The sequence below is a fragment of the Vibrio sp. genome (genome assembly GCF_038138445.1).
Classification (GTDB): domain Bacteria; phylum Pseudomonadota; class Gammaproteobacteria; order Enterobacterales; family Vibrionaceae; genus Vibrio.
This window is the reverse complement of the sequence record NZ_JAYQDQ010000039.1, coordinates 1-26,097: the sequence shown is the minus strand read 5'-3', so window position 1 is coordinate 26,097 and position 26,097 is coordinate 1. Positions and strand designations below refer to the sequence as shown.

Here is a 26,097-nt window from a genome sequence, read left to right as displayed (position 1 = left end):
TTTTTTGATCTTGCTATGAGTTTCGACCTTATTATGTGCAATTAGTTGTATTTAAAGAGGAACTTCTTCTATCTTAGCTCGGAAAATAATAACAATTTCCAAAAGGGCAGTGATGGCTTGTGGCGCAGGTGGTAGCAAGACGGTACAGCGTTTGTTTGTGCTCGTTATTTTTCTAGTGTGGGCGCAAAGTGTGTTTTCAGAAACTTCTCAATCAAACAAGTCTTTTACGGCTGATTTTGTAGGTGCCCAAGCCTGTGTTGATTGTCATCAAAAAGAATTTACCGCATGGAAAGGCTCCCATCACGATATGGCTATGAAACACGCTGATCCGCAGTCTGTTTTGGGTGATTTCAATGATTATGTTTTCACTTTTAAAGGCAAAGAGAATCGTTTCTATCGTAAAAATGACCAATACTGGGTGAATGTTCAAGGTGCGGATGGCAACTGGCACGACTATAAAATCAGCTATACGTTTGGGTGGCAACCGCTTCAGCAATACATGGTTGAGTTTGGCGACGGAAGAGTCCAACTATTGCCTTTTGCTTGGGACTCAAGACGCAAAGAGGAAGGCGGACAGCGCTGGTTTCACCTTTACCCAGAAACAACTCCAACCGATGAGTTTTATTGGACTAATTCCGGGCAAAACTGGAACTTCATGTGTGCCGATTGCCACTCTACCAATGTACAGAAAAACTATGATGTCCAGTCAAATACATACTCGACTACTTGGTCTGAGATTAATGTCGGCTGTGAGGCGTGCCATGGACCTGCAAGTAAACATATGGAATTGGCTCAATCTGGTAAGCTATCGAAACAAGAGATAGGACACCTAGGTTTTGACCGTGATTTATCCAAAGCGGTGAGAGAATGGGTGCAAAAAGAAGGTCACAGCACGTTACAGCCCAAAGAGATCGTCATGACTCAGCAAGTACAAACCTGTGCGCAGTGTCATAGTCGACGGACACAGCTAAATGAAACGGGCGATCATGTTAATGACTCATTTTTTGACAAATATCGTCTGAGTTTAATTACGCCAGAGCTCTATCATCACGACGGTCAAATATACGATGAAGTCTATGTGTATGGCTCATTTTTACAATCTGAGATGGCGAAGAAAGGCGTGATCTGCACTAACTGTCATGACCCGCATAATGCACAGCTCAAGATAGCGGAAGAAGCGGTGTGCTTACAGTGCCATTCGGCATCTGAGTACAGCCCAGAAAAACATACTTTCCATACGGCGGGTACAAAAGCATCAAAATGCACCACTTGCCACATGCCTGAAACGACGTATATGCAAGTTGATCCTCGTCGCGACCATAGTTGGCATGTGCCACGTCCAGATCTTAGTCAGCATATCAACACACCGAATGTCTGCACATCTTGTCACGAGGACAAAACGGCGCAATGGGCCGATACACAAATCGGTAAGTGGTATCCGAACTCGACCTATCGTAACCAACGCCATTTTTCGCTTGCTTTCTACGCTGATGCCATTGGTCATCGTGGTGCTCCCGATGCGCTTGCATTCTCGGCTCAGGACTCCTCTCTAAGTAATATTATCCGTGCGTCGGCACTTGAGCGAATGGGGGGCAATACTGGGCAAAATACCCTAGTTTCATTGGCTCGTTCGGTAAAACATGATGATGAAATGATCCGTCTTGGTGCCATTGCAGGGTCTTCGGGTTACGCCTTCAGCGACAGGTGGCAAATACTTGAGCCTTTATTGAGTGATCCTGTTTTGTCTGTACGAGCGGAAGCCGCAGGTGCTTTGGTTCGCTCTTATTCTGAAATGAACCCACTTCAAAAAGAGAAGCTCCAACCTGCGCTTGATGATTATAAGCGCATTCAGACATTTAACTCGGATAGGGGCTTTGGCAGAACCAATCTTGGTAATCTCTATCGCGATCTCGGAGAAACCGATAAGGCGATTGACGCTTATAACAAGGCAATAGAGATTGAGCCCTATTTTGAAAATAGCTACGCGAATTTAGCTGATTTGTATCGCGCGCAAAATAAGGAAACCAAAGCGATAGAGGTGCTCAGCGCTGGAATGAAAGCTCAGCCTAAATCGAGCGCATTGCCCTACAGTGCTGGCCTAGCGTGGTTAAGGCTCGGTAATGATAATAAGGCGATGGAGCTTTTAAAGCAGGCTGCCGAAACCGCCAAGCGCAATCCACATTACTGGTACGTTTATGGATTGGCGCTGGAAAAAACCAATGTTCTGGCGGCTAGCCAAGCGCTCAACACTGCTTATGAGGTGGGTGGCGATCCTCAACATCTTTACGCTGAGTGTGATGTTTTGGCTCGTAATTATAAAGCTGGTGGTATCGCCTTTGCTTTTGAGCAGTGTGTAAATCGATTGAGTAAGCAGGTGCCTCCCCAAGTGGTTGAGCAGCTGAGGGCTAAGGTCGCCAGAGCGGGTGGATAAGAATGCGATTAAGTAAGAATTTACGATTGGGTAGCTATTAAGTTTATAACCAATAGTTATAGCGCTTGTGAGTAGGATGTACACAGCAAACACAATGCATATTGAGGGAATAGGATGAATCACGTACAGCAAGCCATAAACGAGTTAATAAAACGCACCGAAGAAAGTGTGATTGGACAGAGTCATGTGGTTCAAGCCTTGGTTATCAGTTTGCTCACCAATGGACATGTGTTACTTGAAGGTCTTCCAGGTACAGCCAAGACACGCTCTGTAAAGTCACTCGCGCAAAGGTTAAACACCAGTTTTGGCCGTATTCAGTTCACGCCAGACTTATTGCCTTCTGATGTGACAGGGACAGAAGTTTATCAGGAGTTAGATGGAAAACCTCAGCTCATGTTTCAAGCAGGGCCGATTTTTAACAGTATTGTATTAGCCGATGAAGTAAACCGTGCGCCAGCCAAGGTTCAAGCGGCGCTGCTGGAAGCGATGGCAGAAGGCACCATCACTGTCGGTGATAAAACTCATGTGCTTCCTGAGCTCTTTATGGTGCTCGCTACTCAAAACCCTGTTGAACAAGAAGGAACCTATCCATTGCCTGAAGCGCAAATGGATAGATTCATTATGAAGGTCACGGTTGAATACCCTGAAGATGAGGCAGAGCGTGACATCATTCGCTTGGTTCGCAGTGAAGAGCAGGGTGCTAAAACCGCAATGACGCCGGAAAATGCGTGGCATATAGACTCAGACTTGGTGATGGAGGCGCGTCGTCAGTTGCCTGAAATGACAGTTTCTGACTTGGTTGAAAACTACATTGTTGCGTTAGTAATGGCAACGCGCAAGCCAGAGCGCTACCCCGATTCTCAGTTAACAAAATGGCTGGAAATAGGAGCCAGTCCGCGCGCTTCAATTGCTTTGGATAAATGCTCAAGGGCTTATGCATGGTTACAGGGGCGTGACCACGTAACGCCAGACGATGTGCGTGCTATGGCTCCCTCAGTTCTTGGCCATCGTTTTTCCCTGTCCTATGATGCCCTTGCAGATGGTGTCGATCACAAACGGGTAGTGATAGAGCTGCTTGATCACGTAGAAATAGGATAGGCGGGAAGCATTATGGCTCGGCCGAAAATTGCTCCAAAAAATCAGGGGCTTGATCCTCGTTTGTATTGTGAGTACGCAGGTTTGGTTCGTCTGCAAGCTCAAGTCGAATCATTCAGCTTACTGCCTCATCTAAACTCAGGTAGCGTGTTGTCGGGCAGACATCACTCGCTTTTTCGTGGCCGTGGTTTGAACTTTGAAGAATTGCGCCATTACCAAACTGGTGACGATATTCGTAATCTCGACTGGAAAGTGACAATGCGTACCGGAAAACCTCATGTGCGCAGCTATACAGAAGAAAAAGATCGTAACGTGATGATTTGCATTGATCAGCGCAGCGGGATGTTTTTCTCTTCAACCCAAGTAATGAAATCGGTCGTGGCTGCCGAACTAGGTGCGATGTGCGGATGGCGAGTATTAAAAGATGGTGACAGGGTTGGGTTTGTGATTACAGCAGATAACGAATTGTATCACAGCAAAGCAAAGCGTTCTCAGTATGACTTATTGGCCCAACTAAAACGACTATCCGAGGCAAATCAACGCTTAAACGTACAGTCACTCAATTCAGATAAAGTCGATTTTGGGCATTGGGTTTCGCTCTTGAAACGAATGAAGCTTAAACAATCGACTTTCATCATTATCAGTGACTGGCGAGATTGTGAAGATCATCATCTCGATCATTTAAAGCAGCTTCAGCAGCACAACGATGTATTGGCCATCACCATCAGCGATCCCTTTGAGCAAGCATTACCCAAAGACTTAGTCAAAATGAAATGGGTAATTGGAGACGGTCGTTATCAGTTAAACCTAGACAGCCAAACCAAAGTAGCGGCTGCAAGCGCTGGGTTGGCAGAACGAACTACTAAGCAGAGGCAGTCTGTAGCTGAATTGATGGCGATGAAAAGACTGCCCCATATCGAGCTGGATACTTCAGGTAACCATATCGCTCAATTTAAAAAGCAGGTGGGGAGACGATAAATGGCTCAAACTCACACACCTCCAAGTACCTATATTCTGCGTGATCTTCATGATGTTGCAGTGCCAGAGACCTTTAGCTGGCTGCCTCAGACCCTAGGTTGGAAAATTCTAGCGTCTGTCTGTTTTGTCTTATTTCTCTACTGGTTATATCGTATCGCCTCTCATTGGTGGCATAACCGCTACCGTATTGAAGCCGTTCAGGCAATATCGCAACTGCAATCCAATCAGGATAGCGATGCAAAAGAGCTATTTTCAATTTTGAAAATTGTTCTTATCTACCTCGACAACAGCCATGCGCCTTTATTTGACAAAAAGTTTCTGCAAAAGCTTGATGAATTAAACCCTAAGGGTGTCCAATTTACCGATGATGTTAGCAAGCGCTGGGTTAAAAGTGTCTTTGACCCAAATGTCGCACTTGATGCTTCAGAATGCGCTTTATTGAAACAACGTGCACTGGCTTGGGTGAAAAGTCATAATCATCGAAAGACCAAACCTCTATTTAAAACATGCTTGCATCGATTGGTAGGGGGAAAGTATGAATGATTTTCTTTCCCTGATCAGCCAACTATCCCGCGTTGAATTTGATTATCCCATTTGGTTTTTAATGTTGCCATTACCAATAGTTATCTATTATTTGGTTCCTGCTTATCGCACTAAGCAAGTGGCGATCAAAGTGCCTTTTTTCAATTTGTTAGTTAAAGCCATCGGGGAAACACCTTCAGAAGGTGCTAGCCAATTAACGCCAACTTGGTGGCAACGTGCAACACTCGCTTTGTCTTGGATTTTGGTTGTGACGGCGCTTGCTAAACCTAGCATTCTTGGCGCGCCGCAAGTGCGTGAAAGTTTGGGCCGCGACGTTATGGTGCTTGTTGACTTATCGGGCTCGATGGCAGAGCAAGACTTTGTATCTAAGCAAGGTAAGTCAGTGACGCGTTTAGACGCTGTGAAAGAGGTTCTGGCTGATTTTGTCAAAACCAGACAAGGTGATCGGCTCGGATTAATTCTTTTTGGTGACGCTGCTTTTGTTCAAACCCCTTTTACGGCCGACCAACAAGTATGGCTAGAACTGCTCCAGCAAACTGATGTGGCAATGGCGGGGCAAAGCACGCATCTGGGTGACGCTATTGGTCTTGCGATAAAAGTGTTTGAGCAAAGCGCTAAAAACGAACAAGTACTTGATAGCAAGAGAGAAAAAGTCGCTATCGCTTTGACCGATGGTAATGATACCGGCAGCTTTGTAGAGCCGATAGATGCGGCGAAAGTGGCGAAGGCAAAAGGGGTACGTATTCATGTTATTGCTATGGGTAATCCGAAAACAGTGGGAGAAAATGCACTGGATAAAGACACCATAATGCGAATTGCAAAGGACTCAGGTGGTGAAGCCTTTGAAGCGCTCAATCGTGATGAGCTTGAAAGGGCCTACGCGCGAATCAGTGAATTAGAACCACAGTTATATAACAGCACGACCTATCGGCCAAAACAAAGTCTTCACCATTATTTGATAGTTTGGGTTGTGCTGATGTATTTGACCGCATTCTTGCTTGCGACTATTAAACGCAAACGGCTGTTGAGCCGCAGCCTATCATCTTCGATTGGGGCTGAGATGTCTGGAGATAAGCATGGTTAACAGCTTAGACATCGAACAGTTTGTGACTCAGTTTCACTTTATCCGTCCACTTTGGCTATTGGCCTTCATCCCTACGTTGTTGCTTCTATGGCTGCGATGGCGAGAAGAAAGTAAGCCGAGCTGGAAGGATGTATTGCCCGAGCATCTGCGCCAAGCTCTCACTTTGGGTGAACAGGGCTGGCGCAAGCAATTACCTTTAAAGCTACTAGTCGTGATCATTGGGCTTGCGATCATTGCTTGTGCTGGGCCTACTTGGCAGCGCCAAGCCTCACCTTTTGGTGAAGATAAGGCGTCTATGCTAGTCGTAATGGATACCAGCGACTCGATGTTACAGAAAGATCTGCCTCCCAGCCGTTTAGAGCGTGCAAAACACAAAATAAGTGATTTGTTGTTGGTAAGAAAGGGAGGGCGAACGGGATTAATTGTATATGCTGGCTCTGCCCATGTGGCCATGCCAATCACTCAAGACAGCGAAGTGTTTACGCCATTTTTAGCGGCTATTTCACCTGACATTATGCCAAGAAAGGGGAAGATGGCGGAAGAAGCATTGCCCCTTATTGATCAACAATTGCAAGGTCAGCTCGGCGCTACTGTGCTTCTGGTGACTGATGGTGTTAATCCAGCCACGCTAAAAGCCTATAAAACCTATTTTTCCAACAAGCCCTATCAACTGTTAATTTTAGCCACTGGTAATTCGGATGTGAACTCTGATCGTCCGCTGGATATAAATTCGCTTAAGCAGCTTGCCAGCAAAACTTCTGGTCACCTTGTGGAAGTGACGGTGGATAATGCCGATATTGAGGCATTAAACCGCTATGTAGAGCGCAATATGCAGCTCAATGGGGATTCGGCTATGCCATGGCAAGATATGGGCTATCAATTACTGCTCCCCATCGCTTTGATTATGTTGCTTTGGTTTCGTAAAGGCTGGTTGGTGCAATGGTGTTTACTGGCAACTATTTCTATGACCGCATTTGCTCCTCACCAGGTTTTGGCGCAAACCGTATCATTGAAAGCCGAGACAAGCGAGGTGCTCGAGGAGCGAACGACAATAGATCGAATGTCTCAATGGTGGTGGGACTTGTGGCTGACACCCAATCAGCAAGGTCAGCGCTGGTTTAATCGCAAAGATTATCTAGAGGCTGCCAAGCACTTTACCGATCCCCTAAGAAAAGGGACGGCGTATTACTATGCTGGCGAGTATAAGCTTGCCCACAGTGCCTTTCTCGAAACGCAGAGTAGCTCATCACAAACAACAAAATACCTAGGGCTCTATAATGCGGCAAGTGCGCTTGCTCGTCAGCGAGAATACCTAGCTGCGCGTGATATTCTTCAATCTTTGGCTGATAGCGACACGTTAAGCCAGCCATTAGAGTCGGATGTGGTTCATAACCTCAAGGTGATCCAAGGTATTGTCAAAGAAATCAATCGAACAAGTGAGAGCCAAGCAGGCACAGAAAATGATGCCTCAAAAGAGCTGGGTGACAACCCGCAAACCGCCGAGGGAGCTGATGAGAAAACGTCGTCAGAATTGATGATCAAAGAGACCTTAAGTGCCAATGAACTTCTTGCCGACCAAGAATTGGCCGATAAGTGGTTAAAGCGAGTAGAGGCCGACCCAAAATATTTTCTGCAGGCCAAATTTCATATCCAACTGCGTGAGAGATCTGCTCTTGTTAGTCGCTCTGAAAAAGAGGAACAAGAATAATGAAAACTGAAGTTCAAACAAGTCGATTTTGTTACTTTTTATCAGTGGTTTTGTCATTAATCGCGCTAGTGGCTATCTCAACACCTAGTCAAGTACTTGCTCAAAATATTCAAGACCTTGAGCGCAGTAACGACATTGAACTTCGAACTTGGGTTGGCAAGCAAGATGATGTGAGAAATGATCGAAAAACGCAGTCATTCAGCATTAATGAACAAGTTATTTTATACATTGAGGTTGCCACACCACGCTGGTTTACCGGCGGTACTCGCATTGGCCGCATCGAGATACCCAATGTTATTGCCAAGCAGCGCAACCAGCTTGCGACCAATTACACTGAGAAAAAACAAGGCAAAACTTGGTCTAGACAACGTTGGGAAGTAACCCTCTATCCCCAATCTTCGGGTAAGTTTGTAGTTCCACCTGTTCCAGTAAGTGTTCAAGTGTCAGCACCTAATGGCAAGTCAGTATCGGGTACTTTGTATACTAGGCCAATACGTTTTGAAGCCAAATTGCCTTCTGGTTTGGTAAGCGTTGAGGGGCAGTGGTTTACTGCGACCGATGTGGATGTCAAACAGACTTGGTCAACGTCTAATGATGAACTTAAAGTCGGTGATGCTATTACGCGCACTGTCGTTATTAATGCAAAAGACAGCCTGTCAGTTCTACTGCCTGATGTCCTATCTGATCGTGCAACGCCAAAATATCAAGCATACCCTAAGCCCAATAAATTGGCGGATACGGCCACGCGTGGTGATTATCAGTCAAGTCGTATGGAAGAGATGGTATACGTGATCCAGCAAGGTGGTGAATTAAGCTTACCTGAATACCAATTTCAGTGGTGGAACAGCAAAACCAAACAACTTGAAACACACACAGTGGCAGGGAAAACCTTTATAGCAAAACACACATTTCAGTCATTCCTTCGAGCCTATTCGCTATGGTTTTATATCGCTGCGGTAATCATTTTAGCCACTGGTCTTATGTTACTGACTGCTCGACGATACTATCGCAATCATCCTATGCCTGCTTGGTGGGTGCTCAATCGCTTACTTAGAGATGAGCGATGGAGTGACGCACGAGTTTTCTTGTATCGACATCTACGAATGAATACCAATGGATTAGAAATAAGCAAACTGTTGACTTCAGACACTTGGCTCAAAAAGAGTAGTCGATTTCAAGATGGAGACAAAGACAAACATCTGTTTGTGTCACTATGGAAAGTGATAAAAGGAATGAGAACAAATCGATTTAGGTTAGCAAGCTTCAAAGCGCTTCCTAAACTTACAAAAACTCAGAGAAATCAATCGTGAACTCTTGACCGATACCCTTCATTTAAGCCTAATGACATCCTCGTTCTTCTTGGAGCTTAATCTGGCCTTAAAGCTGCCGCCTATAAATAATATCAGCGTCTTGCCTCAACCCGGCTGCATTTATAGGCATCATAGTATCAAGCTTTGAATCTAGTGAATTATTTATTGTAAAAACAGTATGATGTATAGTAGTGGTGACCTCTAAGGTCTACTGTGATTTGAACTCAAAACTTAGGAAGTGATTAGTGACACGAGTCTCGATCTTTTTGACCATCTTTTTTGCGTTGTCGGTTAGGGCATTGGAAATCCATCATGACTATGGGACTGAATCATTTGAACGAATACCTGAAAAAGTCATTACGCTCGATTGGACTTTAGCTGAGACGTTGATCAGCCTAGGCATTCAACCGCAAGGTATCGCTGATGTCTCGGGCTATAATACTTGGGTATCACAACCTAAGCTAGGGCCAAATATTGTTGATGTGGGTAAACGTCGTGAGCCTAATATTGTCCGGATAGCTGAGCTGAAGCCAGATGTGATATTGATTAGCGGTTATATGGCTTCCTCTTACCACGAATTAACAAAAATTGCCCCGGTCTTGGTTTATTCAGTCTATAACACTGAAAAAGAACCATTATTATCTGCGATGTCCATAACGAGATCGTTAGGCTCCTTATTTGGTAAGCAAAGTAATGCTGAAAAAATCATCCAACAAACTGAAGAACATCTAAAAGAAAATGCTGATAAAATCAAAATGAAAAACATTCAAGTTAAACCTTTATTGTTTGTTCGTTTGATGAATGAAGGTACGCTGCGCATTCATAGTCAAGGCTCTCTTGTCCAAGCAGTAATAGATAAAATGAACCTAAAAAACGATTGGCATGAGGAAACGAATATTTGGGGCTTTACAACGACTGGCGTTGAGAAAATTGCTAACCACCAGCAGGCAAATGTGCTGATATTTGGGCCTCTTATGGATGACGAACGAGAGCTTCTGTCTAAATCGCCTCTTTGGCAGGAAATGAGATTTACTCAAACAAATTCGGTTTATGAATTACCTGTTATCTGGAGCTTTGGCAGTCTTATATCGGCGCAAAGGTTAAGTGATAGTATCACTGAGCTGTTGATTAGCCGTTAATGATGAATTAGAGGAATAAAATCGGGCGATAAGCTATGAAAACCTGTATCGCCGCTCAATTTCTTGATTTTAAGTCGTTGCCAGAGTGCTAGTTAGATAGAATAGATTTATGTTGGATTTTGTGTTGGTGCCATGAAGAGTACAGACTTAAACCTTATTCCCATTTTTGTGGCGATTTATGAGGAACAAAATTTATCTAAAGCCGCTGCTAGGTTGGATATTAGCCAGCCAGCGGTGAGTAAAGCGTTGGCGCGTCTAAGAGATATTTATGATGAGCCATTGTTCCATCGCAGCCCTTCAGGCGTTGATCCAACCAGTTTTGCGATGGATATTTACCCTGCGATGTTAACCGCGCTAAAAAACTTTACCTCGACCTTGTCAGCTTCAAGTAGTTTTGATCCTAAAGTATCCAATCGAATTTTTTCTATTGCTTGTTTGTCTGTGGCCAGCTACGAATTAATGCCGCAGCTTATGTGTCAAATTCGCGATCAAGCACCAAACATTGCCTTAGAGGTTCATCCGCTATTTACCGAGGATTATGAGGCTGATTTGCGCCTTCAACGTTATGATTTAATCATAGATTTGCCGCCAAGAGGACGAACTGTACTCAAAACCGAAGCGATATTTTCTGAGCGTTTGATGGTGGTGTGTAGCGCTGATCATCCTCGCCTGATCGACGCTTGTACCGTTGACCAGTTTTTAGCAGAAGAACATGTGGTGGTGGCTCGCTGGCAGGCAAGAGATAGTTTGCTTACCGGTGAAGATATAGAAGACCTAGCCAGGCGCAATATTGTTTATCGTGCGGCAGGTGCAATGGAAATGTTGCCAGTTATCAATAGTAGTGAGCTTATTGGTACCTTGCCAGAGTCGACTATCGAGCATTTCTCTAACACCTATGATCTTAAATCCTTTCCTCTTCCTTTTAGCGATAGCGTGCATGATTTATATGCTATTTGGCACTCCAGTCGAACTAACGAAAGTGCGCATCAGTGGTTAAGAGCACAAATCAAGCGGGCAGGGAAAGCGATCCGTAAATAGGCGTTTTGATTTGAACGCTCCCCATAATGGGGAGCGATGAGGGAGTTAATAAACAGTGCACCAGTCGTTTTTCATATCAATGAGGTGCCAATTGTTGCGTTTGTTTGCTTCGTCCATGGCTTTGTCAAGGTGTCCAACGCTTGATTTACGGTCATACTGCCACTCTCTGTCTTTATCGGTATGATGAACGATCATTGCCATAGAATTTGGTTGGCTTGTTGCCCATTGCATCATGGCGTGGTCTCCATCGGAATTACCAACTGCAAGTACAGGTTTCTTACCGATAACGTGCTGAATATTTTCAACCTTTACTTCTTTATCATCGATACTAAGGATTTCATTAAGTTTGGTTACGGTTGGATTACCATCGTTGTAGTCATATTGATACTTAAGCGCACTACCGATGATCTGCTCTTGAGGGATGTTGTACACATTGGGCGCCCATACGCGCATAAAATCAACGCCGCCACCAGAGACAATATAAGTTTTGAAGCCGTTGTCTTGAAGGTAATTTAGCATCTCTCGCATCGGCTTATAGGTTAGGTCAGTATAGGCCTTACTAAATCGCGGATCTTTGGCTGCTTCAAGCCATGTGGCCACGCGGCTTTGGTACTCTTCGACCGTCATACCACTGTGTGTGGCGGTAACGATTTTCAAAAGCGCTTTCTCGCCACCGCGAAATACGCTCGGAATGTCATTCTTTAATATGGATTTGAATGGTTCTTGTGCACTCCATTCTGGATGCTGGGCAGCCATAGATTTCACTTGGTCGAAAGCAAAAGCAAGTTGAAAATAATAGGGCTTTTCTGACCAAAGCGTGCCGTCATTGTCAAATACCGCTATTCGATCTTTCTCTGGGATAAAAGTGTTTTGCGACTTATCAGTAGACTGGGAGACAAATTGAGTAATCTCAGTTTTACTCGCACTATCTTTCCAAGAAGGTAATAAATTTGGGTCGCAATCTAGAGCCATCGCAGAGAAGGAAAGACTCGATAAAACGGCGAGGGTACAGATGTTCTTATTCATTTATAGGCTACCTATGTGTTTGTTGTACTTATGTGAGTGCAGCGATAGATAAACGTAGAAGGAGACATTACGTTTGTCTAACCTAACCAAAAACGTACGTAAAAACTTATCGTGCATTGGGCATGTGTTTTCGCTACTGAGAATCTTTTGCTAGCCGAAGCCCCATGTCCGACATAATAATAGACTGACTTGCGAAATCTCGGCGGAAATTTTCTGACTCATCAGCATCATAGGCAAAACTTCCGCCTCGAACGGCCTTGTGTGCTAAGCCAGCTTTTTCCTCTTTTGCGTTATTAGGATTAGTTGTTGGACCAAATCGATAAAAGGTATCGTCATAAGCATCGATGACAAACTCTCCGACATTGCCCGTCATGTCATAAAGGCCAAGCTCATTAGGTTGTTTTTGCCCAACAGGGTGTGCTTGGTTGTTTGAATTGTTTGCGTACCAAGCGACATCGCCAATGCTATTTGAACCTGAATAGGTATAACCGAGACTCTTATTACCACCTTTGGCGGCAAACTCCCATTCTGCTTCTGTGGGAAGTCGATAATACTCACCGGTTAGCTGATTGAGCCTCTGAATAAAGTAATTTGCTTGCTGCCAACTTAAATTATTTACTGGCATGTTTGGGCCATGAAAGTAGCTCAATGATGACCCCATCACAGACTCAAACAGCTCTTGTGTGACCTCGAATTTAGAAATATAAAAGCTGTCGATTTCTACCTCTCTAGCGGGTTTCTCGGCTTTGTTTGCGTTTTTGCTGTCTGAACCCCTGATATAAGAGCCTCCTTCTACCTTAACCATATCTTGATCAATGTTGAGAGCAATAGGGTGAGAGGGTTTTGTCGCACAGCCGTTGACCAACAGGCTCGATAAAATAATGGAAAGTGAATGTAAGACTACGTTTTTATTAACTTTCATCAGTGAGTTCTCTTTCATATTTTGAAACCTTAACTTAACAGCAACAGCCATGAAAAAAGGTTATATCCGGTATAACAAGCCTGTGGCATTAATGACATTTATGATTGCTGTACCAAGTTAAGAGCAGGGCGGTTAAGACTGTTTTTAACTGACTTAAACAGACAAAGGTGACTTATGCATATTACTCAGGGTCCTCAATTTAATGGTAAAGCGTCTAAACGGTTGCATGTAATGGCCAAGCCTATCGGCGCTGTGTGTAACATTGACTGCACTTACTGCTATTACCTCAGTAAACAGGACTTACTTGAGTACAAACAGGGTTGTTCACCTGTAATGGACGATGACACCTTAGAAACCTATATTCGACAATATATTGAAGGGCAAAATACACCCGAAATTATTTTCTCTTGGCAGGGTGGTGAACCTACTATGCTAGGTTTGGACTATTTTAAAAAAATTGTTGAATTCCAGGCCAAATATCAGCCTCAAGGTATTACTATTTCGAACGATTTGCAGACCAATGGAACTTTACTTAATGATGAGTGGTGTGCGTTTCTAAAACAACATAACTTCTTAGTGGGCTTGAGTATTGATGGGCCTGAAATGTTGCACAATGCTTATAGAACCAATCGTGCTGGTCGCGGTACATTCAATCAAGTGATGAAAGCTGTAGAGTTACTCCATAAACACCAAGTAAAATTTGCAACTCTAACTTGCGTGAATAATTTAACTAGTCGTAATCCGCTCGAAGTTTATCGCTTTTTACGAGATGAAGTGCGTTCTCCTCAAATGCAGTTTATTCCCATTGTTGAACAAAAAACATTTCGTACTACCGCCCCCCAAACTTGGCAACCGCAGGAACAGTTAAAGCAAGGTGATAAGCGTTTGATCCCCGGTCATAAAGATTCAATTGTGGAACCATGGTGTGTCGCAGATGAAGCATGGGGTAATTTCCTTATTGAAATCTTTGATGAGTGGATACAAAACGACATAGGTAAAGTGTTTGTTCAATACTTTGAAGCCAGTATTGAAGCATGGATGGGACGAAAAAATCCTTTGTGCACCTTGGGTGAAATTTGCGGTAAAGGTTTGGCTATGGAGCCAAATGGTGACGTGTTTTCGTGTGATCACTATGTTTACCCCGAATATAAAATAGGCAATATCCATCATCAAAAACTGGACACCTTGGCCTATAGCACCGAGCAACAAAAATTTGGATTTGCTAAAAAGCGCACATTGCCACTTCAATGTCAGAGCTGTGATTATCAATTTGCTTGTTATGGCGAATGTCCGAAAAACCGTTTTATTCGCACTCAAGAGGGTGAGTCTGGTTTGAACTATTTGTGCGCTGGCTGGAAGAAGTTTTTTTCTCATGCGGATAAGGCTATGGCCTATATTCTCCGAGCAACGGGTAACCCTGTTGCGCATGGAAAATATAGTGATGCCGTATTGCGTGAGCATTTGGGTAAACCTTCTGTATTTGAAACTAAGTTCTGAGGTGTGGTGATGCGATTGTATTCAAATCAAGAGCCAAGAGCTCATACTAGAGTGAATAAACGCAATCGGGTTTGCACACAACTGATGGCTCTGTTGGTTGGCGCCTCAATCTGCCAGCTTTCGCTTGCAGCGAGTACTGGCCAAGAATCGGCCCTTCCGGCACAGCATCAAGAGCAGGAGGTGACGCCTCAGCAGAGAATAGCGGCGCTCTCTTACAAAGCGCAGGATATTAAGCAGCCTCGAGATCAACGTATTCAAGCGCTTCGGGAGTTAGCCAACTATCCCAGTCAAAATGCGCTGGTTGCGGTAGTAAGAAGCTTGCAAGATAGCGAACCAGAGGTTCGAGAGGCAGCGATTGTGGGAGCGGCGCCGTACAGCATTGAACATCGCTGGCGTTTGATTGAGCCTTTGCTTACAGACGATGAAGCGAGAGTTCGCATTACCGCAGCGACCAATCTGGTTCGAGATTTTTCAAATCTGAATAAAAAACAGCAGCAGATACTCGAAAAACCAGTCGCTGAGCTTATTACAGATTTACAAACCGACAAGGATCAAAGCTCGCAATTACTGTTAGCAGACGTTTACCGCTGGCATCAGGATTGGAAAAAGGCAGACGACATCTACCAAACTCTGGTAAAGGAACAACCTAATAATCCTGACGTTTGGTTGAGCTTAGCGGATAATTATCGTGCTCAAGAAAAAGATCGTATTGCTGTAGAAACTCTGACCAAAGCGATCACGCTAAACCCCAATAATGCGCCTCTTCACTATTCGAAATCATTGGCCTTGGTCAGGCTTGATGATAAGAAAAGTGCTGCGTTTGAAATTGAGCAAGCGGCAGAGATGGCAGAAGATAATAGCTATTATTGGTATCTAAATGGTGTGTTACAAGAGAATTATGACTTGCAAAAGTCAATAAGGTCTTTTGAGCAGGCTTATTTAATTTCTGGTGCTCCAGAGCAGTTATATGCTGTGTGTGATATCTATGTTCGCCATAACAATCCAAAAACAGATCAATGTCTGAGTGAGCTTGCCAAGGTCGCGCCAAAATCGGTCATTGATGGGTTAAAGAAACGTTAGTTAATTCATTTGTATCTTGAACTCCATTATATTAGCAATTAAAATATTAGAAATTGCTAATGTTTTGGTGTGGACATAATGGATACTCTTCCTTGGACCTCCTTTTTGGGAGGCTTATTACTTGGCTTATCAGCGGTCTTTCTGTTTGTTATTCACGGTAAAGTAGCAGGTATCAGTGGGATAATTAATGGATTGCTCTCTCCAGTCAAAGGTGATCGACTTTGGCGAGTGCTGTTCTTAGTCGGTCTTACTGCTGGTGGTTTAGCTTGTTTAGTAATACTGGATATTCAAGTGCCAGATACTACCTCTATTCCAATTCATACTCTCATTCTGGCGGGCTTACTTGTCGGTTTTGGTACTCGACTAGCGAATGGTTGTACAAGTGGACATGGTATATGTGGGATAGGGAGGTTTTCGGTTAGGTCTGTCGTTGCGACATGCGTGTTTATGCTTTTTGCTATGGCCACAGTATGGCTAACCTATGAGATTCAGCTATGACACGGACAATTTTAAGCTTATCTATATTAGCAACTGGCTTGTTGTTTGGCGCTGGCATGACTTTGTCTGGAATGATTGATCCTGCCAAGGTCATCGGTTTTCTTAATATTGCTGGTCAGTGGGATCCAAGCTTGGCATTTGTCATGCTAGGCGCATTAGCAGTTTACACTCCAGCCTATCATCTTTGGTTAAAGCAAAGATCACAGACTTTATCTGGCGAAAGCTACTGTCTTCCGACCAACAAAACCATCAATGTTAGACTGGTATGCGGCGCGGTATTATTTGGTATAGGCTGGGGGTTGGCGGGTATCTGCCCAGGCCCAGCTATGGCTAGCCTAGGGTTTGCCAATCTAGATATCGTTATTTTTATTATCGCAATGCTCGTCGGCTCTCAGTGTGCGAAGCATTTAATGCCTAATTAAGCTGTTATTCTGTTCTTTTCACTCAAGCGTTGTTTGTAATGGGCAATGATCACTTAAGTGGTATTTAAGCACTTGTTCACTTGGAAAAGTGATCTGCTTTGGCGTGCTCAGTGATAGTTCTTGACTGACTATGATATGGTCAATCAAAGAGCGAAATTGGTGAAGGCGCCTAGGTTGGTGCCTAGAGCGGACTTTACAACGTGCCTGAGTGGGCAGGGTCGCAAGGCTGGCTGAAGAAGTTTGCGTGATCTCTTTCCATAACCAGTCACCTTGATAACTCAAATTGTGGTTAAAATCCCCCAAAATCATATATTGCTCGCCTGCTTTTTCGCGATCCAAAACCCATTGGTTTAATGCTTTCCCTTGAGACATAAGGACTTGGCAATCCTTGCTGTTGTTATATGCTCCGCTGCAACGCGCCTTTAGATGAACCGACAATATATGTAAGGGTGGCTTTTGTTTTGGCGTGACTATCATATAAGTGGCGAATCTAAGCTTACTGTTTTTACGCTTATCGAGCCTAACATCAGATTGCTTCTCGACAGACAATCCTTTGCGAATAGCAAAGCCAGTGTATTGGTTTATATCCTCAAACTGTCGTCGCTTGTTATTTGCGTCAGCTCGCTCTGATAGGTAAATATCATAATCTTTGCCTACGACTTTACGCAGCGCCGCTATGTCGTTGACTTCTTGAAAGGCGAGAACGTCAGTATTCGTGGTTGCAAAATGTTTGGCTAGTGCTTCAAAATCTGCTTGTGTTCGTTTTGATTGAATAAACTGTTTGGAAGGCGTGGTCGTTAACCATTCTATATTCCACGTCGTAAATGAAAGAGAGGATGCAGCAATATAGGGAGAGACAAAACTGAATATCAGCGCAAGTGCCAAGTACTTCCAGTTAGAGTAAGCTTTAGTCATAACAAAAGAGTGCTATTGATTAAAGCATTCAATTCTACATGAAATTAACACGGATTCAGTGATAAACACTTCAAACAAAGATAAGAATTTCTTACTAGAGTGCGATCTCTGCCAATACGATTGGTGTCTTGTTCATCAGGTACAAAGCTTTGTTGATCGATATCAAGACACACCTCTACCGATTTTCGTTAAATGCACAACATATAGTGTCTGGCTGTCAATTATTATCATTATATTGCGATTTTAGACCGGTTGTGGATTGGGTTAAGGAGGATAAGTGAAACCAATAGTAATTAAACGTGATGGCTCGAAGGTGCCTTTTTGTCGTGGGCGTATTCAATCAGCCGTTGAGGCTGCTGCAGAGGTCAAAGGCAAAAATATCGCGGTTTATGCGCTTGAGGTAGCGCTTAACATAGAAGCTCAACTTAAGGATCATCACCAGATCGATATATCTGATATCCAGACCCTAGTTGAAAATGAGTTGATGAAAGGCCCATTTCCGTCGCTCGCCCGTTCTTATATTGAGTATCGCCATGATCGTGATATTGCCAGAGAAAAACAAAGTGGGTTAACGAGAGAAATCGAAGGATTAATTGCTCAAAGTGATCTTGATTTGATCAATGAGAATGCTAACAAAGATGGTAAAGTTATTCCGACTCAGCGAGACTTACTGGCAGGGATTATGGCCAAGCATTACGCAAAAACTCGAATTCTTCCTCGAGATATTGTGGCTGCTCATGACAAAGGCGATATCCATTATCACGACTTAGACTATGCGCCGTTTTTCCCCATGTTTAACTGTATGCTGATTGATTTAAAAGGCATGTTGACTCATGGCTTTAAAATGGGCAATGCTGAAATAGATACGCCTAAGTCTATTTCTACTGCTACAGCGGTGACGGCACAAATTATTGCTCAAGTGGCTAGCCATATATATGGTGGTACAACCGTCAATCGTATTGATGAAGTGCTTGCACCTTACGTTATGGCAAGTTATGAAAAGCATCTAGCGGTTGCCAAAGAGTGGAACATAGAAGATTCACAAAGTTTTGCTCGTAGTCGCAGCGAAAAAGAGTGTTTTGATGCTTTCCAGTCCTTGGAGTACGAGGTGAATACGTTACACACAGCTAATGGGCAAACGCCGTTTGTGACTTTTGGCTTTGGGCTGGGTACGTGCTGGGCTTCTTGTATGATTCAGCAAGCCATACTAAAAAATCGTTTAGCGGGGCTTGGAAAAAACCGCAAAACGGCGGTGTTCCCTAAGCTAGTATTTACCATCAAACAAGGGCTAAATCGTAGTCGCAACGATCCCAATTATCATATCAAGCAACTCGCGCTAGAGTGTGCGTCAAAACGCATGTATCCGGATATTCTCAACTATGACCAAGTGGTAAAAGTGACAGGGTCATTTAAAACCCCAATGGGTTGCCGTAGTTTCCTTAACGATTACCAAGAAAACGGTGAGTTCATCTATGATGGACGCAATAACTTGGGTGTAGTCAGCCTAAACCTTCCTCGAATTGCTTTGCAATCAAATCAAGATGAAGCCGAGTTTTATGCATTACTTGAACAAAGACTTGTGCTTGCTCGCAGGGCGTTAGAGACTCGAATTGCTCGGCTAGAAAACGTTAAAGCTCGTGTTGCACCCATTTTGTATATGGAAGGGGCTTGCGGAGTGAGGCTAAAAGCACAAGAACCAATAGCAAACATTTTTAAGCATGGGCGTGCTTCAATCTCTCTTGGTTTTATAGGTCTTCATGAGACGATTATCGCCTTGTATGGTAATGAGCCTCATATATATGACAACACTGACTTGCAAGCCAAAGCATTCAAAATAGTGCAACACCTTAAATGCGCAGTTAAGCAGTGGAGTGAAGAGTCTGGCTATGGCTATAGCTTGTATGCCACGCCAAGTGAAAACCTATGTCACCGATTTTGCGCTATCGATACCAAAGAATTTGGTGTGATTAGAGGTGTGACGGACAAAGGTTATTACACCAATAGCTTCCATCTTGATGTGGAAAAAAAAGTTAACCCTTACGATAAAATTGACTTTGAAATGGTTTACCCTCAGCTCTCAAGTGGTGGTTTTATTTGCTATGGCGAATTTCCTAATATGGAGTCTAATATAGAAGCCTTAGAAGATGTTTGGGATTACAGTTATTCACGCGTGCCTTACTATGGAACCAACACTCCAATTGATGAATGTTACCAATGTGGCTATCGGGGGGAGTTTGATTGCACAAGTAAGGGGTTTTGTTGTCCTAATTGCGGCAATCATGATTCGTCGACAGTGTCTGTGACAAGGCGAGTATGTGGTTATTTAGGCAGCCCTGATGCTCGGCCCTTTAATGCGGGTAAGCAGCAAGAAGTGATTCGCCGAGTGAAGCATCTTTAAGTCATGAATTATCATGCCTATTACCCAGTCGATGTCGTTAACGGCGAGGGAACGCGCTGCTCCTTATTTGTTTCCGGCTGTGAGCACCAATGTAAAGGCTGTTATAACAAGTCAACGTGGCGAGTTGATTCTGGTCATTTGTTTACAAAAGAGCTCGAAGACCAGATCATCGCTGACCTTAATGACACACGAATAAAGAGAAGGGGGCTGTCTTTATCGGGCGGTGATCCGCTTCATCCTGCTAATGTAGAGTCGATATTGGCTCTGGTAAAACGTGTAAAACAAGAGTGCCCAGACAAAGATATTTGGTTATGGACGGGGTATACACTCAAGTCACTCTCTCCAAAGCAACGCGCTATTGTTCAGCAAGTCGATGTTCTTATTGACGGCAAATTTGAACAAGACAAAAAAGATCTCACCCTAAAATGGCGCGGCAGCTCAAACCAAATAATTTATAGGGTGAAAGGGCTTATTTAAGTCCTCGTAGTTTGCTCCATATTGTCGCTACTTATTACGCTATTAACCTCAAATCATAATCTACGATTTTTTAACCATTTTAACCATTTTCAACTTTCTGTTAGTCCATTTTCTAGTCAAAAGGTAATGATAATCCGCGCTTTTCTTAATCCTAATCTCTTTCTTCTTCTCTTGGGTATTGATGTGGAAAATAGTATTTTCAAATGATATTATTTTACCTTTTTTTATTCGGTTAACTTTGTTTGGTTAGCCGATTTTGGATAATTGACTGAAATTGGGGGGGTGAGGACTTTAAAATCATTGATTTACGAAACGCAGTGGAAATTATTGGATAAATACAAATAAAATGAAAATACATAAATTTATATTTTTCCTACTCATGTTTGTTGTCTCATCAGCCAATGCAACGCGTGTTGATGTGTACATGAAAGATATTAGTAGGGACACCTACCAATTTTATGCAAAGTTGGTTGAACCTAGACCTATGACGTTAATTCATGGCGAGGTTGCTATTCCCATCCCTCTGGGGCCTGAAACGCCAGAAATTGAAAGAACCAGCTATCTACGTGTTTGGAAACAAGGCAGTCAGTGGAAAGCGGAGCGTTTTACTCACAAACAAACAGCTCAGTACAATGAGTTTGTTCGCACAAGCCAAAACAATAAACTGGTGCGTGCAGCCCACAACTCATATGGCTCAAGCTCATCCGTATATGTAAGGATGGGAAGCTACAAGTTTTCGATTAATAATTACAAATCTTCTCCCAGTGTTGTTCAATCAGGCATTGTTTCTGGCCTGATTAATAGTCAGTTTGCTTATCCTTATGCCTCATTTACCCAAACTGAAAACAGTATCAGTGTTGATTCTTATGTGACTGATGGTGGACAAGCTGCGCTCTCTTTATCGATTCCTTTTGCGCAAAAACAGGCTCGTTTATCTTTTGTTGAAAACAGTTACCGAGTTGAAGGGTTAGAGTCGCTAAAAGCCGATCCAAGCGTAACGGTTAATACAACAGGCAACCTAACCACTATTGATGTTGAGCATGAAGATAAGGTTGTCTCATACTTCTTCAAGACACAAACTTGGATCGATGATGCTTCTGGCATTAAGAATGCGAATGGTGTTGGCTGGGCCAAGGCGCCATATCAAGCTAACTATCTATCGGCGATTGGTCAATGTGAACGCTTAAAATCTCAGAGCGAACCAAGTTGTTACTTACCGATTCAGCTTGACTATGGCCGCACTGCAAATCTCAATACATTCCCATATTTAGCGGGTTGGAAAGATGACAAACAAGTCGTCACCAACAACTATAAATACATGGGTGGTGTGATGGCAATTGTAAGCCGTGATACCAAGCAAACATCTGATTCTAGTCGAGTTCAATCGACATATTCCTATACCGTTAATGCATCGGGACAGCCTAAGTCCCTCAGTCAAGAGAATGTGCCGAACCCGAGCAGTAACACACGTAACTTGACCACTTATATCACTCATGGTGACTATGCTGGGCTTGCCAATAAAATCGAACGTTTTGGTTATATCGATAATGCCGAATATCGGTTGTCTGAAACCGATATCGAATGGCGACTGACAGCCAATGGTCAAGCGCAGAAAGCGCGTGTTGTTGAGTCTGTGTATGATATTGACGGCAATGTCAGCCAAACTAAAACGATTGAAAACAGCTATGACGACCAAAATCGCCTAGAAAAACGCATCACCATTACCGATAACAACAATGGTGAGCAGATCGAAGACCAAGTCGAGTATCGATTTGAAAATGATTATGCAGTGGGTAAGATTGAACGTCGTAGTATCATCAGCCCAGCCTATGAAAACGGCGTGAGCGATCAATTGGTGAAAGAGTTTGAGTATGTTTATCGAGACGATAAGCTGGTTGAACAGATCACGCGTCAGGGGGGCTTTGAGACACGAGAAGTTGTGACTCAAGACAGCCAGGATAGAGTTCGCAGCCGTAAGCGCACAGTAAATGGCGAGATTGTTCTTCAAGAGACAATAGATTATCACGGGGAGAATGTTAGTAAACGCTGTGAAAATGGGATTTGTATCGATTATGAATACCAAACAACAGCAAATGGTCGAGTTGAGTCATCGCTGTACAATGGAACGCTATATAACAAAACCCGTTTTGATAACAATGGCCGAATTATTAGCAAAACAATTCGAGGTGTGACGCAGTCTACTCAGTATTATGCTATCGGAGATGTCCCTTCCGGATTGCAAGAATGGTCGAGTTTATGTCCCTCGGATACGGTAAATGTAGTTTATCAGACACTGCCTGAATCAATGGTATGTGTTACTTCACGTGGTCAGTATTCGCTTCGTAAAGGCTTAAATGATCGTTTCATCATTTCTGGAGAATCTATAGATGAAGAGGGTGTTAAATCTATAATCGCACCTCACTTTGAGGGTGATGCTGCGACTAGATTTTCAGTCACTAAGCAGTTGGACCAGCAAAATATTGAGTACGAATTGAATGGTCAAACACAAAAACGCCTTGAAGTGACTCCCAGCCTAACTGAAACTTACGATAAATGGGGTAACAGTGTTCGTCGATATTACGATATTACTGGCCTTTTGTATCAAGTTGATGATCACTTAGGTAACACGGTACGCTTTACTTACAACGCGAGCGGTAAACTGACATCTTCGGAGCTTAACAATAACCCAGCGACGAGAATTGTACACAAGTATGATTCTAGGAATTTAAGAACTGATACCATTGATCCTACCCGAGGTCACTGGCAATACCATTATAATGTTAAGAATCAACTTGAATGGCAGCAAGATGCGAATGGTGATCGTACCGTTTTTCGCTATGATGTCCAAAATCGTATTAAGCAGTTAACAACACCTTACTCCACAACATGTTATGAATACCCTAGTCAATTACCTTTAGCTGAGCCAAAGCGTATCACTCAGGTATCAGGTATGAAGGACAGTTGTAATGGCCATCCTGTCCAATATGAGGAAAACAAGACTTACCAATGGCCCAATGGTTGGGTGAAAAAGCGCGATATTACACTAGAGGATGGGCGTACTCACACTACACACTATACCTATTACGATAATGGTGAAATAAAGACAGAGTCTTCCGAATCTATATTAGGTAATGATTTCAGTGTTGAAGTGGGCTTCAAAAATGGCTTTGCTTACAAGTGGTCTAATACCAAGACAGGAGCAATATACAAAGAAATCATCACTACTGATGCTGATAACCAACCTCTTCATATCAAATATGGCAATGGCCTAGAAGAGTTTTACCAATACGATCGTACTTCAGGTCAGGTGATCAAAGAGTGGGCAATGCGTCAGGGGCGTTTTGTTTATGAGTTTGAGTACCTATACGATGAAGACGATAGGCTCATCACTCGGAAACGCCATTTCTACTATCGAAACAGAAGTGAAACATCGTTTGAAGATGAATATGAGTATGACAGCAATAACCGTTTGTCTTCTCATACATTAAAAAAGTTCTGTATCAACGATATCTGTCAAAGTGTTGAGGCTGATAATGCTATTGATGCGTCAGCTGAATATTCTTATGACAACTACGGAAATATTACCTTTAAAACAGGTGTGGGTGAATATTTCTATGAATCACAAGATCCATACAAGCTAACACGCTTGGAAGAGGAGAATGGGGACACTCGTCTATTTACTTATGACGAAAATGGCAACTTGCTCTCGGACCAACTTCGCAATTTTAGTTACGAGAATAATCGCCTAGTAAAAGTTGAGCGAAGCGTTGACATCACAAGTAACGCAGTGGTGGACCGTGATCAAACCCGCTTCACTTACGGCCCGAATGGGCAACAAATTGTTCGCACTGATAAGCGTTTTGACTTTTACTCGCTAGAATGGAACACACAGACAACCTATAACGCGGGTGCTTATAGTTATATGGTTGCAGGCGGTGAACAGAATGTCGCTCAAGAGACGTTCGGCGGTAATGGCTTTGCGGTTAGTTGTAAAGAATCGGGCTGTGAAACCGCCTACTCTCATAACGATCGTTTAGGCCAGCAAATTATGACCACCAGTGATGTTGGTGAAATAATTTCGCAAACCTTTACAGACCCATTCGGTGCTACTCACAATGTAGCACTACCCGAAGCAGATTCAAATGTTTCCATTTCTCCTACCTACAGTTCAAGTTTTGGCCATGCTGGTATAGCAGGTTTTGATCTTATTCATATGAAAGGTCGAGTTTACGACCCTTTCCTTGGTCGATTTATTCAAGCTGATCCGTTTGTCTTGGGTAAAGAGGCTGTAGCGAGTTACAACCGATATGCATTTAAACTCAATAGTCCGGTCAATATGATTGATCCGAGCGGATATTGGGGCTTTACCAGAAAGCTGTATAAAAAGGCAAAGCGAGCAGTCAAAAAGGTTGGTAAAGAACTAAGTCGCGCAGAAAGTCGAATTAGAAACGAAGCAAAGCGCGCTGAAAGCCGAGTTCGTAACGAAGTTAAGCGTGCTGAAAGCCGAGTTCGTAACGAAGCGAAACGGGTAGAAAGCCAAATCCGCCATGAAAGCAAACGTTTTGAGCGCCGAGCTCGTCATGAAGTGGGCCGATGGGAATCCGATGCACGTATGACCGTCAAGATGGTCCATACCATGATAAAGGAAAACCCAGAGGTCGCGATTGCTATGGCGGTTGGTATGTGGCTATGTCCCGCATCAGCCACTTATTTGATGGAGACTTATGCGTTAAATAGCACTCTAGCTTATGCTGCCGCAGGTGCATTAACTGGGGCGACCACACATCTCATCTCGAACAAAGGCGATCTGAAAGGGATTGAAAAATCTATCTTGTCAGGGGCGGTTACCGCTGGTATTGCAAATGGTGTCGCACATGGTGTCATGGAGCTTGACGTTATGGCAAACCTAGCAGCTGATTACCAAATGCTTGCAGACGGTATTAAAGTTGCGCTTAAAAGTATTGGGATGGCAACGGCCGATAACCTCATTTATGGTAAAGACTTTTCCGATGCCCTAACAGCGGGTGTGCTGAGAAATATTGCTAACGAATTAATCGATAGCAATATGAAAGACTTTACCGTAGCGAGCCAAATGACGGTCTCGGCAGTCGCTGGCGGTATTATCACCACGGAAGTTTATGGCGGTAGTTTCTCTGAAAACTTTGCGCAAGGCGCGTTTAGTTCCATTGTGGACTACGCTGCTAATGCGTTGGGTGTTTATCTAAAAACCCCAGCTCAACAAGCATTTTTTGGCGAAGTAAAGCAGCTTGATTATGTTCATGATAAGGAGGCGCTTTACGAATCCCTTGAATTTGCGATGGACTTCACTCCAGTGGTTTCCAATGGCAAGGCTCTGTATGAATCTAGTACTGGTGATACCCTATTTACTGGCCGCACACTAGAGCCTTGGGAGAGAGCAATTTCAGCGGCTAGTATATTTGGTGGCCCGATTGCTAAAGGCGTGAAGCATGGTGGGACTTTTGTTCCAAACAGTGGAAGAAAGTTTTGGACTAGTTCCACTACTTTTAAAGGAAAT

At 43.5% G+C, this 26,097-nt stretch carries 19 protein-coding genes; 16 read left to right on the top strand and 3 right to left on the bottom strand.

Annotated features, from left to right (window positions below; all coding sequences use genetic code 11):
- The first annotated feature begins 112 nt into the window (after positions 1–112).
- From AAFM34_RS11655 to AAFM34_RS11615, 9 genes are all read left to right on the top strand, one after another.
- A complete protein-coding gene (locus AAFM34_RS11655; protein ID WP_341663028.1) occupies positions 113–2,431 on the top strand; it encodes a cytochrome c3 family protein in 2,319 nt (772 codons plus the stop codon).
- Positions 2,432–2,545: 114 nt separating this feature from the next.
- A complete protein-coding gene (locus tag AAFM34_RS11650; RefSeq protein WP_341663026.1) occupies positions 2,546–3,529 on the top strand; it encodes a MoxR family ATPase in 984 nt (327 codons plus the stop codon).
- A gap of 12 nt (positions 3,530–3,541) precedes the next feature.
- Positions 3,542–4,504 carry a DUF58 domain-containing protein gene (locus AAFM34_RS11645; protein WP_341663023.1) on the top strand — a complete coding sequence of 321 codons (963 nt, stop codon included), beginning with the start codon at positions 3,542–3,544 and terminating at the stop codon, positions 4,502–4,504.
- Entirely contained in the window at positions 4,505–5,047 is a 543-nt protein-coding gene (locus AAFM34_RS11640) for a DUF4381 domain-containing protein (protein WP_341663021.1), read from the top strand. It begins immediately after the preceding gene.
- On the top strand, positions 5,040–6,131 hold the full coding sequence (locus tag AAFM34_RS11635; RefSeq protein ID WP_341663019.1) for a VWA domain-containing protein: 1,092 nt from the start codon (positions 5,040–5,042) through the stop codon (positions 6,129–6,131). Before AAFM34_RS11640 ends, AAFM34_RS11635 begins: the two co-directional genes overlap by 8 nt.
- Positions 6,124–7,839 carry a VWA domain-containing protein gene (locus AAFM34_RS11630; protein ID WP_341663016.1) on the top strand — a complete coding sequence of 572 codons (1,716 nt, stop codon included), beginning with the start codon at positions 6,124–6,126 and terminating at the stop codon, positions 7,837–7,839. The genes AAFM34_RS11635 and AAFM34_RS11630 overlap by 8 nt, the downstream gene beginning before the upstream one ends.
- Entirely contained in the window at positions 7,839–9,149 is a 1,311-nt protein-coding gene (locus AAFM34_RS11625; protein WP_341663014.1) for a hypothetical protein, read from the top strand. Before AAFM34_RS11630 ends, AAFM34_RS11625 begins: the two co-directional genes overlap by 1 nt.
- 245 nt (positions 9,150–9,394) lie before the next feature.
- Positions 9,395–10,288, top strand: a complete 894-nt coding sequence (locus AAFM34_RS11620) for an iron-siderophore ABC transporter substrate-binding protein (protein ID WP_341663012.1) — start codon at positions 9,395–9,397, stop codon at positions 10,286–10,288.
- Positions 10,289–10,420: 132 nt separating this feature from the next.
- Positions 10,421–11,326 carry a LysR family transcriptional regulator gene (locus AAFM34_RS11615; protein ID WP_341663010.1) on the top strand — a complete coding sequence of 302 codons (906 nt, stop codon included), beginning with the start codon at positions 10,421–10,423 and terminating at the stop codon, positions 11,324–11,326.
- A gap of 45 nt (positions 11,327–11,371) precedes the next feature.
- On the opposite strand, the gene AAFM34_RS11610 is transcribed toward AAFM34_RS11615, so the two are convergent.
- Together AAFM34_RS11610 and AAFM34_RS11605 are read right to left on the bottom strand one after the other, a co-directional pair.
- Positions 11,372–12,352 carry an HAD family hydrolase gene (locus AAFM34_RS11610; RefSeq protein ID WP_341663008.1) on the bottom strand — a complete coding sequence of 327 codons (981 nt, stop codon included), beginning with the start codon at positions 12,350–12,352 and terminating at the stop codon, positions 11,372–11,374.
- 133 nt (positions 12,353–12,485) lie between these two features.
- Positions 12,486–13,274, bottom strand: coding sequence for an SUMF1/EgtB/PvdO family nonheme iron enzyme (locus AAFM34_RS11605; RefSeq protein WP_341663006.1), 789 nt, complete (start codon positions 13,272–13,274; stop codon positions 12,486–12,488).
- 174 nt (positions 13,275–13,448) lie between these two features.
- Between AAFM34_RS11605 and AAFM34_RS11600 the strand changes: the two genes are divergently transcribed.
- From AAFM34_RS11600 to AAFM34_RS11585, 4 genes are all read left to right on the top strand, one after another.
- A complete protein-coding gene (locus AAFM34_RS11600; RefSeq protein ID WP_341663004.1) occupies positions 13,449–14,771 on the top strand; it encodes an anaerobic sulfatase maturase in 1,323 nt (440 codons plus the stop codon).
- A gap of 84 nt (positions 14,772–14,855) precedes the next feature.
- Positions 14,856–15,851: a tetratricopeptide repeat protein gene (locus AAFM34_RS11595; RefSeq protein ID WP_341663046.1), complete on the top strand. Its 996-nt coding sequence runs from the start codon at positions 14,856–14,858 to the stop codon at positions 15,849–15,851.
- Positions 15,852–15,926: 75 nt separating this feature from the next.
- Complete coding sequence (locus AAFM34_RS11590; RefSeq protein WP_371833276.1) at positions 15,927–16,349, top strand: YeeE/YedE family protein; 423 nt, start codon at positions 15,927–15,929, stop codon at positions 16,347–16,349.
- Entirely contained in the window at positions 16,346–16,771 is a 426-nt protein-coding gene (locus tag AAFM34_RS11585; protein WP_341663000.1) for a YeeE/YedE family protein, read from the top strand. The genes AAFM34_RS11590 and AAFM34_RS11585 overlap by 4 nt, the downstream gene beginning before the upstream one ends.
- A gap of 18 nt (positions 16,772–16,789) precedes the next feature.
- Here the strand turns inward: AAFM34_RS11585 and AAFM34_RS11580 are convergent, their stop codons facing one another.
- Positions 16,790–17,686 (bottom strand): endonuclease/exonuclease/phosphatase family protein, encoded by an 897-nt coding sequence (locus tag AAFM34_RS11580; protein WP_341662997.1) that lies wholly within the window; start codon positions 17,684–17,686, stop codon positions 16,790–16,792.
- A 277-nt stretch (positions 17,687–17,963) separates the two neighbouring features.
- Between AAFM34_RS11580 and nrdD the strand changes: the two genes are divergently transcribed.
- From nrdD to AAFM34_RS11565, 3 genes are all read left to right on the top strand, one after another.
- Positions 17,964–20,084, top strand: a complete 2,121-nt coding sequence (gene nrdD / locus AAFM34_RS11575; protein WP_341662995.1) for an anaerobic ribonucleoside-triphosphate reductase — start codon at positions 17,964–17,966, stop codon at positions 20,082–20,084.
- A 3-nt stretch (positions 20,085–20,087) separates the two neighbouring features.
- Positions 20,088–20,561, top strand: a complete 474-nt coding sequence (nrdG, locus tag AAFM34_RS11570) for an anaerobic ribonucleoside-triphosphate reductase-activating protein (RefSeq protein WP_341662993.1) — start codon at positions 20,088–20,090, stop codon at positions 20,559–20,561.
- A gap of 346 nt (positions 20,562–20,907) precedes the next feature.
- Positions 20,908–26,097: RHS repeat-associated core domain-containing protein (locus tag AAFM34_RS11565; protein WP_341662991.1), on the top strand; the 5,190-nt coding region annotated here is incomplete at its 3' end.